The following is an 18,020-nucleotide window of genomic DNA, read 5'->3' as shown; positions in this document are numbered from 1 at the left end:
CATCACTTTTTATAAAATAGATTGTATAACTGTGTCATAGCATCATCAGCGTCTACATTTGCAGTGATACCAAATGGTACTTCCTCTAAATCATAAACTTGATCCGTTTTAACTGCTTTGAAATGCTTCCAAATATCATTTTGTTTAAATTCTTTTTGGAACATTTTCTTAACTTCATCTGGCATCCCGTGAGGAAGTCTTAATATAATATCGGGATTAACATTAACTAAATGTTCCGTGTTAGAAGAAATATACTGTTTAGAATGGTCTTGTATGACATTCTCTCCACCAGCGATTTTTACGAGATCTCCAATATATGATTTATCAGTGGCAACTAAATAACTGCCAGGTATCCCCATAAGTATCAGTACCTTAGGATGTTTCTTTTGTTTTGCAACTTTACTTTCAATATTCGCTTTCACGGAATTAAGGTGATGATTTAGTTCTTTAGCCTTCTTCTCCCTATTAAACTGTTTACCAAGTTCAGTAATAGATTTCTCCATGCCATCTAAACTATCATAATCATAGAAGTAACCTTTCATGTTTAACTGTTTATAAAAGGGCTTCATTTCATCTTTAATAGTAGATACACTCAAAACATGTGTAGGATTCACTTTTTTAACTGCCTCTACACTTGGTTCCATCGGTTGGCCGACTTCTGGAACATTTTTATATCGATCTGGTAACTTTTTATAAGATGTGGGCTTACCTACAATAGGTAAATCTAACTTATCTAATGTCATCGTTAAAGCGACGGTAGTAGGTACGATACGAATACCCTTCGATTCAGCTTTATCTTTCTTTTTATTGCTATTATCCGCCTCGCAACCACTGAGTAAAACGATAAATAATATGATAGTAAAAATTTTTCGGGTTTTTCTCATTTTTTCGACTCACTCTTTCTTTTAACAAAATATGTTGCGATTAAAGCTAAAATTGCCAATAAAATAACAGAGCCAAGAAGATAGTATGTATTTCTATGATTAGGGAGTACATCCTCATTATGGTCTTTTTTTGCAACTTTCTTCTTATCAGCATCTCTATTGAAGCTTGGATTAGGTTTATCTTTTTCCTTTTTAAAAGGATTAAGTTGAGGCAATTGGCTATACCTAGAATTAGTATTTGTATTTAAACTAGCTGGAGTATTTGAATTAGTCCGATTTAATGAATCTGAGCTCGGTTTATCTGTACTTGGTTTAATTGATAGATTGCTATTTGAATTAGAAAATTTATTTTGTTCTTCTCTATTGATAATCTGATTTGACGACATATCTTGTTGAGTTGATTGTTTTGACTCTTTTAGATGACTATTCTCATTTTTTATTTCATTAAATTGTCCTTCTTCTGTTTTTAAATTTTTTTTTAGGCTCTCTTTATCATCAAACTGATTAGACTTGTTATTCTGAGCGTCTTTGTGGTTAACCTTTTCATCATTCTTTTCGCTATGTTTCATAACGATATAAGTGGTATACGTATGGTCGTAATGTATCGATGGTATTTTAATGTGGATACGAGATTTTATTTCTTCTTTTATGTTAATAAGGGGTATTTGAATGGTTACCGTATCTTGTTCTTTATCCTCATTTACAATCTTCACTTTTAATTCTTTATCATGTTGGTAGAATTTATAACTTTCCCACCATTCTCTGTTTAATAAAGTCATTACAAAATATGTTTGATTACCGTCATTAACAATATAACCAGGATGTTTTACATACTCATCCATATGTGAAACATCCCTATTATTCTGTTTACGAACGTAAAATTCTATCGTTTGTTCTATCTTATTTCTAATTTGTTGATGATCACTATGGCGTTTCGCATGATTTTTATCTTTTTCAAAGCTTTCTTTAATATAATAATCGGCTGATGATAGATTTTTATCATCAGCCTTTACTTGATAAGTATCATTATTTAAAGATATTCCTAAAGTAAACGCTATAACGAATAATTTCATCATTAAGCGACTACAATATTTCATTATTCATTACCTTTTTTTAATTTGAATGACAAAACTGAAATTGTAATTAATACAAATAGAGAAGCTATAGGAATTAAATATGTATATGTAGGGATTCCACCACTAGTTTGAGGATTTTCAGCAGTTGATTTATCTTGGACAATATTTGGTGATCCAGTCGCTCCACCATCTTTACCATCAAATTTAAAAGTAATATTGTAATGATGATCATATTTAAATGGCTTACCATTTACTGGCTCATTGATGTAAACTGCAATTGTTCCGTTTACTTTACCAGAAGCTTTGTTTACCACAAATTCAGATGTTCTCATGTCTTTACTAGCATCTTTGCTAATAATTTTCTCTTTGCTACCCTCAATAGTCATTCCAGTAATCCAATGACTATGATTAACTGTGATTTGAAGTACTTTCTTCCCATCTTTTTCAATTAATTTTGCAGGCTTCTCAAAATAGTCATTTGCCATCGAAGTATCATTTGTATTATATTTTAAAACTTCAAAATTAATAGACTTACCTTCGGCTGCGTAACTTACATTAGGTCCCCAATTCACTAAAAATATTATTAAAACTAAAACAAAACTTAACGTTTTATAAGTCACTTTCATTTATACAACCTCCATAAGAGTGATAAAACTTGATAAATTACTCACCCTAATTCTTGTAAAAATAATAAATGAAAATAGTTATCAACGTCAATATAAAATTGATAATATTTTTAATTAGTTGTTTAAAGTTATAAAAATATGCTAATATATTGTTTGACCATTATCATTGGATAATGTTTTATTTCACTCTAATTCTATAACTTCTCAAAAGACAACTGAGACAACTACTTATCAAAGGAGAGAATAAGTTATGAACAAACCTAACAATTTTTCAAATGACAAACCCACTCAGAAAAATCACTATTCAATTAGAAAATTCACGGTTGGTACTGCTTCTATTATTGTAGGTTCATTCCTTTTCTTCGGACAGGCACATGCTGAAGAAGGCACGGAAGGTAATACTTGGCAAAGAGAAGCTGTAGGTACCGTTAACACAGCTGGTCAACCGAGCACTACAAGTCAAGACCAAAATAATCAAGCTGGTACAGGTACTCCTGCTGCTACACAAACAGGTCAAGATGGAGCTAAAACAAACACTGCCGACCACCAAGGTCAAGGCACTGCAGAAGCTACAGGAACTCAAACTAATCAAGCCGATGCTACACAAACAAACCCTAGTCCAAATACTACCGGACAAGATAACCAAGCTACTAGTACTCCACAAGGAACTCAAACTGCTGGCACAGGTCAAACTGCGCCAACTACAGCTACTGGAGATACTCAAGCTAAACCTCATGCTGAAACAGCAGATCAAGGTAATGGAGCTACTGTGACTCCTAGTCCTCAAAATGATGCAACTTCCCCAGCAGCTTCAACAAAACCAGAGGCAACGACTGGTCAAGATGCTACATCTAAACCAGGTACTACTGAAAACAATAGTACAGGTCAAGGTGCTCAAGCTGGTACTGTAGGTGCTGGAACACCTACTCCATCTCAACCTGAAACACAACCTAATACAGACACTACAGGTTCAGCTAAACCAAGTACTAGTACTACTGATCAAGAGAAACCTAATACAGAAGATCATGGAGAACAAACAGGTACTTCAGCTGGTAATGCTCAAAATGCTGCAGGTACTCCTGGCGAAACTAAACCTAATCAAGCTACACCTGCTCCAAACAATCAAGATACTCAACCAGGTAATACTAATAATGATGCTGCCACAACTCCACAACCTGGAACTACAGGACAAGATACTCAAGGTACTCAATCTAAACCTGGTACAACTGAAACAGGGACAGCTCAAAATACAGGGACTACAGATACACAAGCTAAACCTGAGGCTGGCAATCAAAATGCAGGAACTACTGTGACTCCACCTGCTGATAAAGATAATCAAGCTGGACAAGGTACTGCAGGCACTGCAGGTACTCCTGCACCTGAAACTAATAACGGTGCGACTGGTACTCCTGGAACTACTGCACCTGAAAATAACAACCAAGCTGGACAAGGTACTGCAGGCACTGCAGGAACTCCTGCTCCTGATACTAATAACGGTGCAACTGGTACTCCTGGTCAAACAACGCCAAATGGTCAAGAAAAACCAAGCGCTCCTGGTACTGATCAACAAGGCCAAGACACACCTCAAACAGGTACTCCTGGTCAAGATACTCAAACGGGTGAAAATGGTACAGGCACTACTGTAACGCCTTCTCCTAATCAAAACCAAGCTGGTAATGAAAACCAAACTAAACCAGGTACTGATAACAACGCTGGGGTTACTACTCCTGACCAAGGTACTGCACCTAAACCTGGCACTGATCAAAATCCTGGAACAGATACTCCAGATCAAAACAACCAAGCTGGACAAGGCACTACTGGTACTACAGGTACTCCTGCTCCTGATACTAATAACGGTGCGACTGGTACTCCTGGTCAAACAACACCAAGTGGTCAAGATAATCAAGAAAAACCAAGTACTCCTGGTAATGATCAACAAGGCCAAAACACACCTCAAACAGGTACTCCTGGTCAAGGTACTCAAACGGGTGAAAATGGTGCAGGCACTACTGTAACGCCTTCTCCTGATCAAAATACTGAAGTAAAACCTAATGACAATGGTGTCGCTAAACCTGATACTAACAATAATGCTGGTGCTACTACTCCTAACCAAGGTACTGACACTGATCAAAAACCTGGTACAGATACTCCAGATCAAAACAACCAAGCTGGACAAGGCACTACTGGTGCTACAGGAACTCCTGCTCCTGATACTAATATCGGTGCAACTGGTACTCCTGGTCAAACAACACCAAGTGGTCAAGATAATCAAGAAAAACCAAGTACTCCTGGCAATGAAAATCAAGAAAAACCAGATACTAATAATGCTGAACAAGCTAAACCTACTACTCCGGAACAAAATGGCCAATTAGGTGCTGGTGTTAAACCTGGTACAGCTAATCCTGATCAAAATACTGAAGTTAAACCTAATGAAAACGGTAATCCTAAACCTGGTACAGTTACTCCTGATCAAAACAACCAATCTGGACAAGGTACTACTGGTACTACAGGAACTCCTGCTCCTGATACTAATAACGGTTCAACTGGTACTCCTGGTCAAACAACACCAAGTGGTCAAGATAATCAAGAAAAACCAGATACTAATAATAATGGACAAGCTAAACCTACTACTCCGGAACAAAATGGCCAATTAGGTGCTGGTGTTAAACCTGGTACAGCTAATCCAGATCAAAATACTGAAGTAACAACACCTAATGAAAACGGTAATCCTAAACCTGGTACTGATCAAAAACCTGGAAATGGCCAAACTGGTGGAGACACTAGCGGAAATACTGGTTCAAACAAAGATACTCAAACTGGTGGAGACACTGGACGAAATACTGGTGAAGACAAAGGTGGTCAAACTGGTGGAGACACTGGCAACACTGATAGTGATAACAAACAAACTGTTGTTAACGATGAGGTTAAAACTTCAAATGGTTCAAAAGATAAATCTGAATTACCGGAAACTGGATTAAGCGATGAATCAGACTACGCTACTACTGTATTCGGCACAATAACTTTAGCTGCATCATTATTACTATTAAGAAGACAAAGAAAAGAATCTAAATAGTTATAAATTTCATGGCGAGCTAATCTAATCAAGATTAGCTCGTTTTTTATGTTTTAAAATATAATAATGAAATTATTAAAAAATCATTCACTTAATTTTATATTAGTGTATAATATCTTTGTGTTAATTGATAAATAATATCAATAAAAATTACATAGGAGTTGTTCACAACATGAAACATCAACATAAGAAAAACACACTCATTTTAAATAATTTCTTTTCAATTAGAAAGCTTAAATTTGGAGTAGCTTCAATCACATTAGGTTCAGCACTTATTATTGGTGCACACCATGAAGCTCAAGCCGCTGAAAGCAATAATAGTCAAGGTACTCAAAACTCTACAACTATTGACCAAACTAACAAAAATACGAATCAATCAGCGCAACAAGCGCAGTCCAAACCAGCCGATACGGTTGCTACTCAAAATTCAAATACTCAAAATAACCAAGCTACTACGCAAAATGCGCCAACTACTAATACAAACAATAGTAATTCAAAGTCGAATGAACTTTCTCAAACTTTAAATTTCCAAGTTCAAAAAGATAAAACAAACGACGTTTCTCACATGGATCAATATGTGCAGCATCCTGGTAAAGTAATAAAAAAAGATGATAAGTACTACTTCCAAATCACTTTAGACAACGCCTCATGGTGGAAGAGTTTTCGATTTTTCGATGAAAATGAAACTGAATTACCCACTACAGTTGTAGATGATAATACTGAGAAAGATACTAAAACAGTAAATATGGAAGTAACACCAGGTATGAATAATATTATTAGTAAAGTTCATATTGTAATACCTGCTTTAAAATATGATCATGAATATACAACACATATTGAATTAGAAAGTGTCATCCCTACTATTGAGGACCCAGAACCAACGGCTACTCAAAACCAAGCTAAACAAAATGATAATATGAATGTAGAACAACCTGATGCTGGTAATAATCAAGCTAAAAATGAAAAACCATCAGCTCCGGTAAACCATACTGATACTAATAATCAAAACACTAAAATTGATAGTCAGGACAAAAAAGATAACGCTTCTACAGATCAACAACCTGATGCTAATAAAAAACAAGACACGACTCAAAAGCCTTCAGCGCCTGTAAGCGATACTGTTACTAACAATCAAAATGATAAAACTGATAATCAAGCTAAAAAAGATGACACTTCTAAAAATCAACAAACAGCTACTGACAAAAAACAAGATACTAAAACACCGGAAGCTCAAGTAAGCGATACTACTAAAAAGCAAGATGTAAAAACTAATAAAAAAGATGATACTTCTAAAGATAAACAACCTGATGCTGATAATAAACAGGATAAGGCTAAAAAACCTTCAGCGCCTGTAAGTGATACTGTTACTAACAATCAAAATGATAAAACTGATAATCAAGCTAAAAAAGATGACACTTCTAAAAATCAACAAACAGCTACTGACAAAAAACAAGATACTAAAACACCGGAAGCTCAAGTAAGCGATACTACTAAAAAGCAAGATGTAAAAACTAATAAAAAAGATGATACTTCTAAAGATAAACAACTTGATGCTGCTAAACATTCTGAAAAACGCGATAAAATACATAAAGACTCCAACGGCCCTAAACCTAAGAAAGACCAAAAACATGATAAAGATTCTAAAGAAACCAAAGGAAAAGATTCTGTAGTTAAAGACAATAGTAAATCTAAAACTTCAAAAGAATTACCAGAAACAGGTTCAAAACAAGAATCAAATAGTAACAGTCTAGTATTTAGTCTTATCGCCCTATTATCTTCATTATTACTTCTTAAAAGAAAAAACAATAAAAATATCTAATGACTTACTACAAGTACATCATTATACGATGTACTTGTTTTTTATTATAAAATTAAATCAATAAAATATTTTTAAAATAGTATTCAAATTAAAAATAAATAGTGTATAATAACCCTAAGCTAATTGATAAGGTTTATCAATTATAAATTTATTTTCAGGAGTGGTTAACACCATGAACAAACAACATAAGAATCATTCATTGAGGTATGCCAATTACTTTTCAATACGTAAATTAACCGTAGGAGTAGCTTCAATCACGTTAGGAACTGCCATCTTCTTAGGTACCAATCATGAAGCTCAAGCTGCTGAAGATACTACTTCCCAAGCTATTACTAATTCGGCTGCTTCTTCTGGACAAAACACTAATACAGCTCACCCAACTGGGGCTTCTACCTCAAGTTCAACTAATCAAAGTGATCAAGCTCAACCGAAAAATACTACTCAAGCTTCATCTGATACACAGAGCACATCAACTTCTCAAAATAATTCAAATAATAATGCTAGTAATACAACTCAATCCACTTCAAACACTAGCCAAAATGCACAAACTAAATTTCACTCTGCTGATAATTTAAAAGAAGCAATTAAAGATCCAGCAGTCGCAAATCAACCACATGATGAAGGGCCCAGACGCCCTATAGAATTTAGTTTAGAAGGTAGTAGTGAAAAAACTTTCTATATAGAAGCGAGCACAAAAAACCCGGCTGATGTCATATTTACAAGAGATGGCGCAAAAGTTGAATTTGAAGTTCAGACCGCAGATTCATTTGAAAAATTTGAAGTATATAATGGCGATACTAAATTACCCGTTAACCTTGTTTCATTTGATTCAGAAAAAGATTATGCATATGTAAGATTTCCAGTTACAGATGGAACTAAAGAAGTCAGAGTTCTTGCTACAGTAGTATGGGGTGGTGGTACCAACAAAGAATATTATGACGCAAGATTAGTATTTAAAAAGCCAATTCAGAATGATACATCCCAATTCCAAACTCAACAGGAATATGATACTGAGAAGTTATTAGAACCTTATAGAAAATCTAAAACATTGGAAAGACAAGTTTATGAATTAGAAAAGATTCAAGATAAACTACCTGATAATTTAAAACAAGAATACAAGGAAAAACTTGCCAAAGCTAAAAGTGATTTAGAACAAGAAGTAACGTCCGCTAAACCTGAGTTTGAAAATGTAAAACCTACTCCCAAAACTTTAACTGACGAAAAAAATGCTGATTTCGTAGTACTTGAAAGTACTGAAGATAATCCTTCAGTTATGGACGGCTTTGTTCAACATCCTTTTAAAACAGCGACTATTGATGGTAAAAAATACGTTGTAATGCAAACTAAAACTGACTCATATTGGAAAGATTTAAAAGTTGAAGGTAAACGTGTGGTGACTATTTCTCGTGATAAAACGAATGATACACGTACAATCATTTTCCCTTATGAAGATGGTAAAGATGTATACAATGCGATTGTAAAAGTTGTAGTTAAAAATATTGGTTATGATGGTCAATATCATGTAAGAATTCAAAATAATGAATTTGCGAAGAAACGTGTTTCAAGTGATTCAACGGAAAATAAATCAACTTCTACAGACACGAGTACTTCAAATGTATCACAAAACAGTGATTCATCTAAAAAAGTAACTGCTAAAGATTATCAAGCAACAACGTATAAAAATATTTATAAAGATGTTGTGTATGATAAAAATAAATTACATAAAGAATTACCAATTTTTGTAAGTGGACATTTTAGAAATGCAATTAATAATGAGGAATCATCTTTATACGAAGGTGCTTTAAATCCTAATGTAAAAATTGAAAAATTAAATGATTTATATAAATATACTGTTCACTTACATCCTGGAATTGCTGATGTCGGCGGAGAATTCTATGATTTTGAACTTTTCAGAGTAGAATATAAAGACCAACCATTAGAACTTAAAACAATTAATGAAAAGAATAAAATTAAGGAATTCACCGTAACCTCTAAAGATTTATTAGAGAAAATTCAACTCACAGGAACAACTAAATATCCTGAAAATATTAATAATCCTAATAAAAGTAGAGATCAAGCTCATGACGTAACACTTCAATTATACTATGATAGTGCGCGTCAATTTAATAATGACTTATGGAATGACCCTAAAGAGCGTCCATCTAAACCAGCTAAAACAACTAAACCGGCACCATCATCACAGAATCAACAAACTACTACTCAAACAAACAATAATGACCAATCATCAGTTCCAGATCATGAAGTTGAAACAGCTAAAGTTCCAACTGCTTTCCCTGTAACTATCAAAGGAGATTTGAAATATCAAAAAGACAATGCCCAAGATTCAACATACGCTAATTTATTTGAAAAGGATGTAAAAGTAGAAAAAGTTGGAGACAAATATCAATATACTTTTAAAGTCAAAGAAGCAAATGGTAATTCACTTATCACTAAGAGAACTAAATATCAATTCTCTAAAATTACCCATAATGGTGAAAACATAATATTAACTGATCAAGGTAATAAAGTTAAAGAAGCAGTTTTAACTACTGATAAATTACTAGATAAAATCCAACTTAAAACAACTGTCGTTTCTAAACAAGATAAAACTGGTAATGAAGTAGATACAACTCTTGCACTTGACTTCCCTGTTATAGAGAAACCAAAAGCTGATTCTAACCAAACGAACAATCCTACAAATAATAATCCAAACAATAATAATGCAACGACTAACCCTGTAGAAACACCAACAGCTAAACCTGCGGAAACTCAAAACACAACATCATCAGTAAAACCAAATTCAACAGAGTTTGAAAGTGCTATTACTACACCTACAGTATTAAAAGATGAAAAAGCCGTTGATTTTTCTATACTGAAAAAATTAAAAGATCAACCTTCTGCAATAGAAAATTACGTTCAAAAACCTATCAAAGTAGCTGTAGATGAAAAAGGCAACAAACTTGTAGTTCTTACAATTAAAAATGATTCTTATTGGAAAGAATTTAAAGTTGAGGGCCAACGTGTAACTACAATAGCAAGAGATAAAGAACATGATACGCGTACTGTTGCGTTCCCTTATGTAAAGGGTCAAAAGGTTTATAACGCATTTGTAAGTATTGAAGTACCCAAAATCGGCTATAAAGGAAATTATGATATTAGAATAATTAATGATGAACCTAATAAAGAATTCGAACCTATTCCAATTCCTAAAAAAGAAAAACCAAATCCTAAGCGTCCAACAAAACTTACAAAGACTTCTTCAAAAACTAAAACTTTAACAGTTACTAAAGATAGAAAATCTGACCAATCTCAAACAGTAACAGTTATTAAAGATAGTAAGTCAAACAAATCTCAATCAACTGACAAATCTAAAACTTTACCTAATACTGGTTTAGATTCTTCTCAAACAACAATATGGGCAAGCTTAATAGCATTCTTAGGTAGTACGTTACTCATAAATAGAAAGAACCGTAAAAGTGACAAACATTAATAGCACTATCTTACAAAATATTAATCAATAATTTATCGTCGGCCTACAGCAATCCCCTACAATGCTGTAGGTCGATGTTTATAATAAATAAAAAATCCAGTAACCTTAGACAGATTACTGGATAAAAATAAATATATAAATTTATTATTTAGAAACGACTTCTTCACCGTTGTAAGAACCACAGTTTTTACATACGCGGTGAGATAATTTGTATTCGCCACAGCTTGGGCATTCAGTCATACCAGGTACTGAAATTTTGAAATGCGTACGGCGTTTATTTTTTCTTGTTTTAGACGTTCTTCTTTTTGGTACTGCCATGATTAATCCTCCTTAAGAATAGACACTTAATTAAAATGTCAGTTCAATTAATACTATTATACCATTAATTAAACTGCTATTGCTCTTTATCATATAATTGTTGTAATTTCTGAAGCCTTGGATCAACTTGCTTAGTTTCAGAATCATCTTCTTGTTCTTTTTGAACTTCAATTAATTGATCTTCATCAATGACTTCCCAGCCATTACCTTCTGTTAGCATTTGATCACTATTTTCAGAAAAGGCGCGCATAGGCTTTTCAATAATTACAAGTTCTTCAGCAATGTCTTTGATATTAATCATACCATCAGTGACAAGATGATAATGTTCATCTTCTTGATCGTCATCATCGGTATAATCATCGTAGCCTTCTAAGTCAAATACTTCTGAAGTAGTTACATCTAGAGGCACATCTACTGGCTCTAGCGTACGTGCACATGGCATAGTATATGTACCAGTAACATGCATATCTGCAATCACTTCATTAGATTTCACTGTTAATAGGCCTTCAACATTTATTTCTGATAGATCAATTAAATCTAATGACTCTTTCAAATGATCAAAATGAGCCTTTTGGTTAAACTCAAACGGCTTACCTTGATACTTTCTCAATTGTGTTATTGACCATTTCATATGGCTTCACCTCTAACAAGCACAAAATTTATTTTAACTTTCCCAACAAAAGTTGTCAAGATTTTTTCTTAACATATATTGTTCTGTTACAATACTAATGATGAATATTGAAAGGACGAAATGCAAATGAAAAGTGTTGGGCTCATAACTGAATATAATCCATTTCATAACGGACATTTATATCACTCACAACAAACTCAACTTCACTCCAATTCAAATGTAACAATTGCGTTGATGAGTGGCAACTTTGTTATGCGTGGAGAACCTGCAATTTATAATAAATTTACTCGTGCTGAAATGGCCCTCACTGGCGTTGATTTAGTCGTGGAATTACCGTTAATAGCTAGTCTCTCTTCAGGAGATACATTTGCTGAAATGGCTATTAAAGTAGCTCATTATTTAGATATTGATGAAATTTCTTTTGGTAGTGAAAGTGCAAATATAGAAGAATTACAACAACTTGCGTCTACTATTTCAACTTTAGAAAGCCACCCCGATTTTAAAAGTAAACTTAAAGAAGGAAAGAGTTACCCTCGTATATTGAGTGAACTCACTGATCATCATGAACTTATTCAATCGCCGAACAACATGTTAGGTATAAGTTATCTTAAGGCAATCAAACGATTTGCACCAATTATAAAAGCAATGACAATTAAACGTGAAGGTTCACATCATCACCACTCTGAAATACAGCATCCTACCTTTGCAAGTGGAACATCTATTCGTCAGTCTTTAATAAAGAACGATAATGAGTGGAAACGTGTGGTTCCTGAATCAGTACACGCTTTGTATCATAAACCTCATGCTTCAATCGAAGATACATTCCCTTTCATTAAGTATCAACTTATGGTGCAAGATACTGAGGCTTTAGCATCAATATACACTGTAAATGAAGGCTTTGAGAATCGTTTAAAATCTATAGTTCAAGAAAGTTACTCGTTCAAAGAACTAATGGAGAAGCTTAAAACGAAACGTTACACTTATACTCATATACAACGTGTGCTTATGAATGTATTAATCAATGTACGTGCTCATAATGTAAAAAAAGACATCCCCGCTGTTAGAATTTTAGGAATGAACGATACTGGTAGAAATTACTTAAAATATTTAAAAAATAAATTTCCTGAGCGTCAATTTATCACTAATATAAATAAAAAAAATGCACACTATTTCCAAAATGAAATTAAAGCTACACAAGTGTATAATCTTATCAGCAAACAATCTCAAACAGATTTCAACACACCTATCATACGCAAATAAAAACCATTTCAACACATACCCTTACTGATTGAATTTCGTTCAGTAAAAATTGTTGAAATGGTTATTTTTTAAACATCAAATTTATCTTTTAATGCTTTCTCAACATTTGGTGGTACAAATGCTGAAATATCTGCTTTATAGGCTGCTACCTCTTTTACAATGCTTGAACTAATAAATGAATAATTCGTGCTTGTCATCATGTACATTGTTTCAATATTATTGTTTAACTTCTTATTCATGGAGGTTAAACGTAATTCATATTCAAAGTCACTGACTGCACGTAGACCTCTGATAATCGTTCTTGCTCCTACTTGATCACAGAAGTCGACTAACAATCCATTAAAGTGATGAACTTCTACATTTGATAAATGTTGAACAGAATCTCTTATTAAATCAATTCGTTCTTCTAAATCAAATGTTCCACCTTTGCTGCTATTTTTTAACACACATACATGAATTTCATCAAAGCGATCGGCGCTTCGCTCTATAATGTCTAAGTGTCCATATGTAATAGGATCGAAACTACCGGGAATAACTGCTCTCGTCTTACTCATTTTATTCTCCTTTTTCAAGTAACAAAGTATCTGTCAAACCGTAATGATAACGCTTAATCACTTGGAACGGCTCAAATTTAATATCCTCATGATTACTAAACTCACAAACGATAATACCATTTTCTTTTAATAAATTAAACTCCGAAATTCGCTCAATTGCTTCATCAATTAACCCCTTTTTGTAAGGAGGATCTAAGAAAATGACATCAAATTGAATATCACGTTTAGCAAGTGCTTTTAACGCTCTATCGGCATTATTTTTATATACTTCAGCTTGAGGCATTAAATCCAATTGATTTAGATTAGCTTTGATGACTTTAACAGCCTTAAAGTTTTGATCTACAAAAATAACTTTTTCCATACCACGTGATAAAGCTTCTATGCCTAATGCTCCGCTTCCTGCGAATAAATCTAATCCTAAACCTGAAACTTCATGCAAACTGTTAAAAATGCCTTCTTTTACTTTATCCATAGTAGGTCTTGTATTTCGTCCTTCAAGACTTTCTAACGCTTTACTTTTATGTTTACCTGCAATTACGCGCATCGCTCACACTTCCATTTCAATAAGTTATTTAATATAATTTGTTGTATTAAAGGAGACTGATTAATTTATGAAACAATCGTTTATCAAAATCGGTGAAGGTTTAACAGATTTATTTGAATTCACTACCCTTATCGAGTTCAATCACCCTCGTATCAATCGCATCATTTACTTTCATTCGCCACAATCTGAGAAACAACTATCTTCAGTAGCAATGATTATGAATCCGACATCTGGCAACCACTTCCAAGCTATGTATATCATGGTTAATGCTTTAAACTATCCATATCCAGATGGAAATAAGAAATTTGAAATCATTAATACTGAAGCTGAAAAGTATAATATCCCAATTGTAGGCATTGATGTTCAACCACCAGAAACTTATCCTGATATAGACTTATATTTTAATTATCTTATCAGCGTTTTACGTCTACAACGTTGGATTCCACCATTACAATAAAACATGAGTGTTTATAGCACTTCATGTTTTTCCTTCTCATAAGTTTTCTTTAAAAACTTATATGGTGACCCATCAATATCTCTCACATATTTAAGCTGCATGAGTTTATGTACTACATAATCAGCATCTGCTTCATTGACGTACATCACCACATATTTTCTTTGTCTATTTGAATGAACAATATGTCCATATTTTCTTATTTGTCGTTCGTGCTTAATATGTTTTAAATAAATAATTAAACTTACTCTAGGAATTAAATTCATATCTTGCTCACTCCATTATTCATACATAAGTAATCATATCACGTCTATGTTTGTATTGAAATGACTATGATTGTTCTTGAAACACCCTAACCACTCTATGTAAGTTTATCCTTACGCACACTATTTATGAAAATGAATACTATTATGATAATACAAGATGAAGATACTATACTTTTAATAATAAGATAATATTTGTTAAGCTATGTCTAATAATAAAGAGGAGGCTCATAGATGAGTAATAATAAAAGATGGTTAGTCAAAGGTTCTTTAGCAACCGCTGGTATCTTAGGAAGTTTGTTTTACTTTAATAAAAATAAAGCACCTAAACAAGTTAAGTCTATTCCAGCATTCTTTTCAGGACAAGCACCCTATTTATTTGCCCATAGAGGCGGGATGGCAGTTCGTCCTGAACAAACTCAATTAGCATTCGACAATGCAGTAGAATATGGACTAGACGGTTTTGAAACAGATGTACGTTTAACTCAAGATGGTAAATTAATTGTCTTTCATGATGCGCTTGTCGACCGTACTACTAATGGTTCAGGTAAAGTCAGCGAACATACTTTAGAAGAATTGAAACGTCTAGACGCAGGCTATCATTTTACAGATATTAATGGCGCTACGCCTTATCGCAATGATCCTCATGCCAAAATACTTTCATTTGAAGAATTATTAGAGATGTACCCAAACATGTATATCAATGTTGATTTAAAAGATGCACCTAATACGTATGAAGGTCGACTTGCTCCTGAGGTGATGTACAATACTATTGTTAAACATCAAGCGCAAGATCGTGTGCTCGTAACAAGTTTTCATAAAACTCAAATTCGACGCTTTGTTGAGTATAGCAATGATGAAATAGCCGTCGGTGCTAGTCAAGCTGAAGTAGCTGAATGTTTCTTGAAATTTAATAGTATGCTTGGAAATACATTCACGCCTCAAGCTGATACATTTCAAATGCCAACTGAGTTTAAAGGTGTGCCGTTAACGTCTAAACGCTTTATCGACTGGCTAAATTTAAATAATATTGTTCCAGGTTTCTATGGTGTGAACAGTATTGATTTAATGACAGACCTTTATAATAAAGGCGTTCACACCTTAGTTACAGACCGCCCTGACTTAGCTAAACAATTTAAAGAAACCTTACTTAATAAGTAAAACACTATTGCTTTAAACTTATCGATACAGTAGAGACTTTATATAAAATAATATGCATCCTAAAGTTAGATTTTCAACTCATTGTATAAAAGCATTTCATTTCACATAGACGCATCATCATAAATCAAATCATAATTAAAAAACACTTTCGATGACATTTTTTTATTCATCGAAAGTGTTTTTATTGCTAGATTAAATACTCTCTTCGTATCTTCTTTTTATCTATATTTATAATGAACAATTGCAAGATCCACCAGTTGCACACCCATTATGACCTGTTTGGAAGAATGGATTCCCCGCTTCAATTTTCACATTTTCCGAAACTGCAAATGCAATTTTTGTCAGTACTTCATCAATTAAATTCTGTAATGCGACTTCCTTTGTCTTATATTCCATGACAACAGGTAACATTTCATATGTACGCTTACGTTGACGTGTCTCCATCATAATTCTTTTATAGTCAGGGTGATATTTACCAAATCTCATGACATCATCGTATTGATCTTTTGACTTTAAAAATGCTTGATAAAGTAAATGTGCTTCGTCATCATTTTCTAAATTATCTTTAGCATATTGATAAGTTTGATATACATCTGATTGAACAATCATATCAGATAAATTTTCTATCTCATCTAAAATGGATAATGTTTCTTCAGTAATCATATTCTCACCCTTTCGTATTTTACTTTTCCAAGAAAATTAATGAATAATAATCTTTCATAACCTCTCCGCCCATTTCGTCATACTTATTATTTAACATACGAGAGCGGTGGATATCTGAGTTCATCCAACTATGAATTAAAGTTGGTACATCATCAAAATCATACCCTACGTTCTGACTCGTTGATGTGTAGGACACATTGTTTTCATCGAGTTGTTGTGTCAATGCATTCTCAGTGAATTCGGCACTATCAGTACCCTTTTCAGTTGCTTCATACAAGTTAATTGAAGCTATATGTGCAATATCGTCATTAATTTTTAGAGGTTTTAACCCCTTTAACTCTCTCATTTGATTAGTTACTTCATAAAGTGTAATGAGTTGATTCGGGTTCTGTTCAAACGGTGTTGCTTTATCTTTAGAATCTGAAGTGTCACCTTCATCGGTATTTAATTTATATGGTTGTAGTGCCGCTAATGTATCTGAATCTAAGAATCGAACTGCTAAGATTTTGTTTGATTCTTGGTCAGAATAAACTTGCGCGTAGACATTACCATATTTAATTAATGTTTGAGTTTTCATGTCTTCATCCGACATTTCAAATCGATACGTCTTACCATTAGATTGTATCGTTGGTTCCGGGTTAATGCTTGTATTTTCAAATAGATGTGAGGCACTCTCACCGATAGTTAACGGATCAACTTTGACGTCTTTTCCGGTTGCATAAACTGAAGTAATAATATCTTTCTTAGTACTTACGATATAATATTCATTATCTTTTTTGAATATGTAATTTTTATAACCATATTTAAATGGATATGTACGATCAGCTTGACCATAGTGTTTAGTCATAAATTTAATATCCTTACCAATCCAAGTACCAATGCCATGTTTAGGTTTAGGATTTTCAACATTCTTATTAGACTTTTGGAATTGTTCTGAATGATTACTTTTATTACTTTTATTTGGATTCTCTAATACATCAAATTTAAGACGTGGTGAGTAAAATAAATAAATTAAAAAAGTAATTAAAAAAATAACACCTACTACTTTGATAACTAGCTTTTTCATTACTCACCCACCTCTACAGAATTAAGTTTATTGTACAAAAATAGTCTATTATTTATCAAGACAAGCGATTAAACCTTCAACGCTAATTTATAGTTTTCTAGTTTAGTATTGTAGCTAAAATTAAAAAAACTGACAAAA

At 33.3% G+C, this 18,020-nt stretch carries 16 protein-coding genes; 6 read left to right on the top strand and 10 right to left on the bottom strand.

Translation table 11 applies throughout. The annotated features are described in order from the left end of the window. Positions 1–2 precede the first annotated feature (2 nt). Genes isdE through isdC form a run of 3 tightly spaced genes read right to left on the bottom strand, consistent with a single transcriptional unit; the run spans position 3 to position 2,586 of the window. Positions 3–884, bottom strand: a complete 882-nt coding sequence (isdE, locus tag HMPREF3154_RS10090) for a heme ABC transporter substrate-binding protein IsdE (protein ID WP_023350448.1) — start codon at positions 882–884, stop codon at positions 3–5. Continuing rightward, a complete protein-coding gene (locus HMPREF3154_RS10085; protein WP_239666265.1) occupies positions 881–1,957 on the bottom strand; it encodes an NEAT domain-containing protein in 1,077 nt (358 codons plus the stop codon). The genes isdE and HMPREF3154_RS10085 overlap by 4 nt, the downstream gene beginning before the upstream one ends. A 23-nt stretch (positions 1,958–1,980) precedes the next feature. Continuing rightward, entirely contained in the window at positions 1,981–2,586 is a 606-nt protein-coding gene (gene isdC / locus HMPREF3154_RS10080) for a heme uptake protein IsdC (protein ID WP_023350450.1), read from the bottom strand. Between the two features lie 250 nt (positions 2,587–2,836). Between isdC and HMPREF3154_RS11720 the strand changes: the two genes are divergently transcribed. The 3 genes from HMPREF3154_RS11720 to HMPREF3154_RS10065 all read left to right on the top strand — a co-directional run bounded on the left by HMPREF3154_RS11720 (position 2,837) and on the right by HMPREF3154_RS10065 (position 10,968). Beyond that, positions 2,837–5,659, top strand: a complete 2,823-nt coding sequence (locus HMPREF3154_RS11720; RefSeq protein ID WP_023350451.1) for a YSIRK-type signal peptide-containing protein — start codon at positions 2,837–2,839, stop codon at positions 5,657–5,659. Between the two features lie 172 nt (positions 5,660–5,831). Beyond that, entirely contained in the window at positions 5,832–7,478 is a 1,647-nt protein-coding gene (locus HMPREF3154_RS10070; protein WP_070474709.1) for an NEAT domain-containing protein, read from the top strand. A 172-nt stretch (positions 7,479–7,650) separates the two neighbouring features. Further along, positions 7,651–10,968 (top strand): NEAT domain-containing protein, encoded by a 3,318-nt coding sequence (locus tag HMPREF3154_RS10065; protein WP_023350453.1) that lies wholly within the window; start codon positions 7,651–7,653, stop codon positions 10,966–10,968. Between the two features lie 144 nt (positions 10,969–11,112). Here HMPREF3154_RS10065 and rpmF read toward each other — a convergent pair whose 3' ends face one another. Then, positions 11,113–11,286, bottom strand: coding sequence for a 50S ribosomal protein L32 (gene rpmF, locus HMPREF3154_RS10060; RefSeq protein ID WP_002435373.1), 174 nt, complete (start codon positions 11,284–11,286; stop codon positions 11,113–11,115). A 76-nt stretch (positions 11,287–11,362) separates the two neighbouring features. Next, complete coding sequence (locus tag HMPREF3154_RS10055; RefSeq protein ID WP_002435440.1) at positions 11,363–11,917, bottom strand: YceD family protein; 555 nt, start codon at positions 11,915–11,917, stop codon at positions 11,363–11,365. Positions 11,918–12,043: 126 nt separating this feature from the next. Here HMPREF3154_RS10055 and HMPREF3154_RS10050 point away from each other — a divergent pair, with 126 nt between their 5' ends. Further along, positions 12,044–13,177, top strand: a complete 1,134-nt coding sequence (locus HMPREF3154_RS10050) for a nucleotidyltransferase (RefSeq protein WP_002435309.1) — start codon at positions 12,044–12,046, stop codon at positions 13,175–13,177. A 68-nt stretch (positions 13,178–13,245) separates the two neighbouring features. On the opposite strand, the gene coaD is transcribed toward HMPREF3154_RS10050, so the two are convergent. Both coaD and rsmD read right to left on the bottom strand, forming a co-directional pair. After that, the gene (coaD, locus tag HMPREF3154_RS10045) at positions 13,246–13,731 is read right to left on the bottom strand and encodes a pantetheine-phosphate adenylyltransferase (RefSeq protein ID WP_002435417.1); all 486 of its coding nucleotides are present in this window, start codon (positions 13,729–13,731) and stop codon (positions 13,246–13,248) included. Between the two features lies 1 nt (position 13,732). Next, positions 13,733–14,275 carry a 16S rRNA (guanine(966)-N(2))-methyltransferase RsmD gene (rsmD, locus tag HMPREF3154_RS10040; RefSeq protein WP_002435311.1) on the bottom strand — a complete coding sequence of 181 codons (543 nt, stop codon included), beginning with the start codon at positions 14,273–14,275 and terminating at the stop codon, positions 13,733–13,735. Between the two features lie 67 nt (positions 14,276–14,342). Between rsmD and HMPREF3154_RS10035 the strand changes: the two genes are divergently transcribed. Beyond that, positions 14,343–14,732, top strand: coding sequence for a DUF7147 family protein (locus tag HMPREF3154_RS10035; RefSeq protein ID WP_002435389.1), 390 nt, complete (start codon positions 14,343–14,345; stop codon positions 14,730–14,732). 11 nt (positions 14,733–14,743) lie between these two features. Here HMPREF3154_RS10035 and HMPREF3154_RS10030 read toward each other — a convergent pair whose 3' ends face one another. Beyond that, positions 14,744–14,995 (bottom strand): DUF2129 domain-containing protein, encoded by a 252-nt coding sequence (locus tag HMPREF3154_RS10030; RefSeq protein ID WP_002435298.1) that lies wholly within the window; start codon positions 14,993–14,995, stop codon positions 14,744–14,746. Positions 14,996–15,226: 231 nt separating this feature from the next. Between HMPREF3154_RS10030 and HMPREF3154_RS10025 the strand changes: the two genes are divergently transcribed. Next, complete coding sequence (locus tag HMPREF3154_RS10025; RefSeq protein ID WP_023350454.1) at positions 15,227–16,153, top strand: glycerophosphodiester phosphodiesterase family protein; 927 nt, start codon at positions 15,227–15,229, stop codon at positions 16,151–16,153. A gap of 228 nt (positions 16,154–16,381) precedes the next feature. Here HMPREF3154_RS10025 and HMPREF3154_RS10020 read toward each other — a convergent pair whose 3' ends face one another. Then, positions 16,382–16,816, bottom strand: a complete 435-nt coding sequence (locus HMPREF3154_RS10020; RefSeq protein WP_002435434.1) for a YlbF/YmcA family competence regulator — start codon at positions 16,814–16,816, stop codon at positions 16,382–16,384. Positions 16,817–16,835: 19 nt separating this feature from the next. Next, positions 16,836–17,882 carry a CAP-associated domain-containing protein gene (locus HMPREF3154_RS10015; protein ID WP_023350455.1) on the bottom strand — a complete coding sequence of 349 codons (1,047 nt, stop codon included), beginning with the start codon at positions 17,880–17,882 and terminating at the stop codon, positions 16,836–16,838. Positions 17,883–18,020 lie beyond the last annotated feature (138 nt).

This window comes from Staphylococcus sp. HMSC06C11 (genome assembly GCF_001808345.1).
GTDB classification, from domain to species: Bacteria; Bacillota; Bacilli; order Staphylococcales; family Staphylococcaceae; genus Staphylococcus; species Staphylococcus capitis.
Note: the sequence above shows the minus strand (reverse complement) of the source record. Positions and strands in the feature narration are given on the sequence as shown.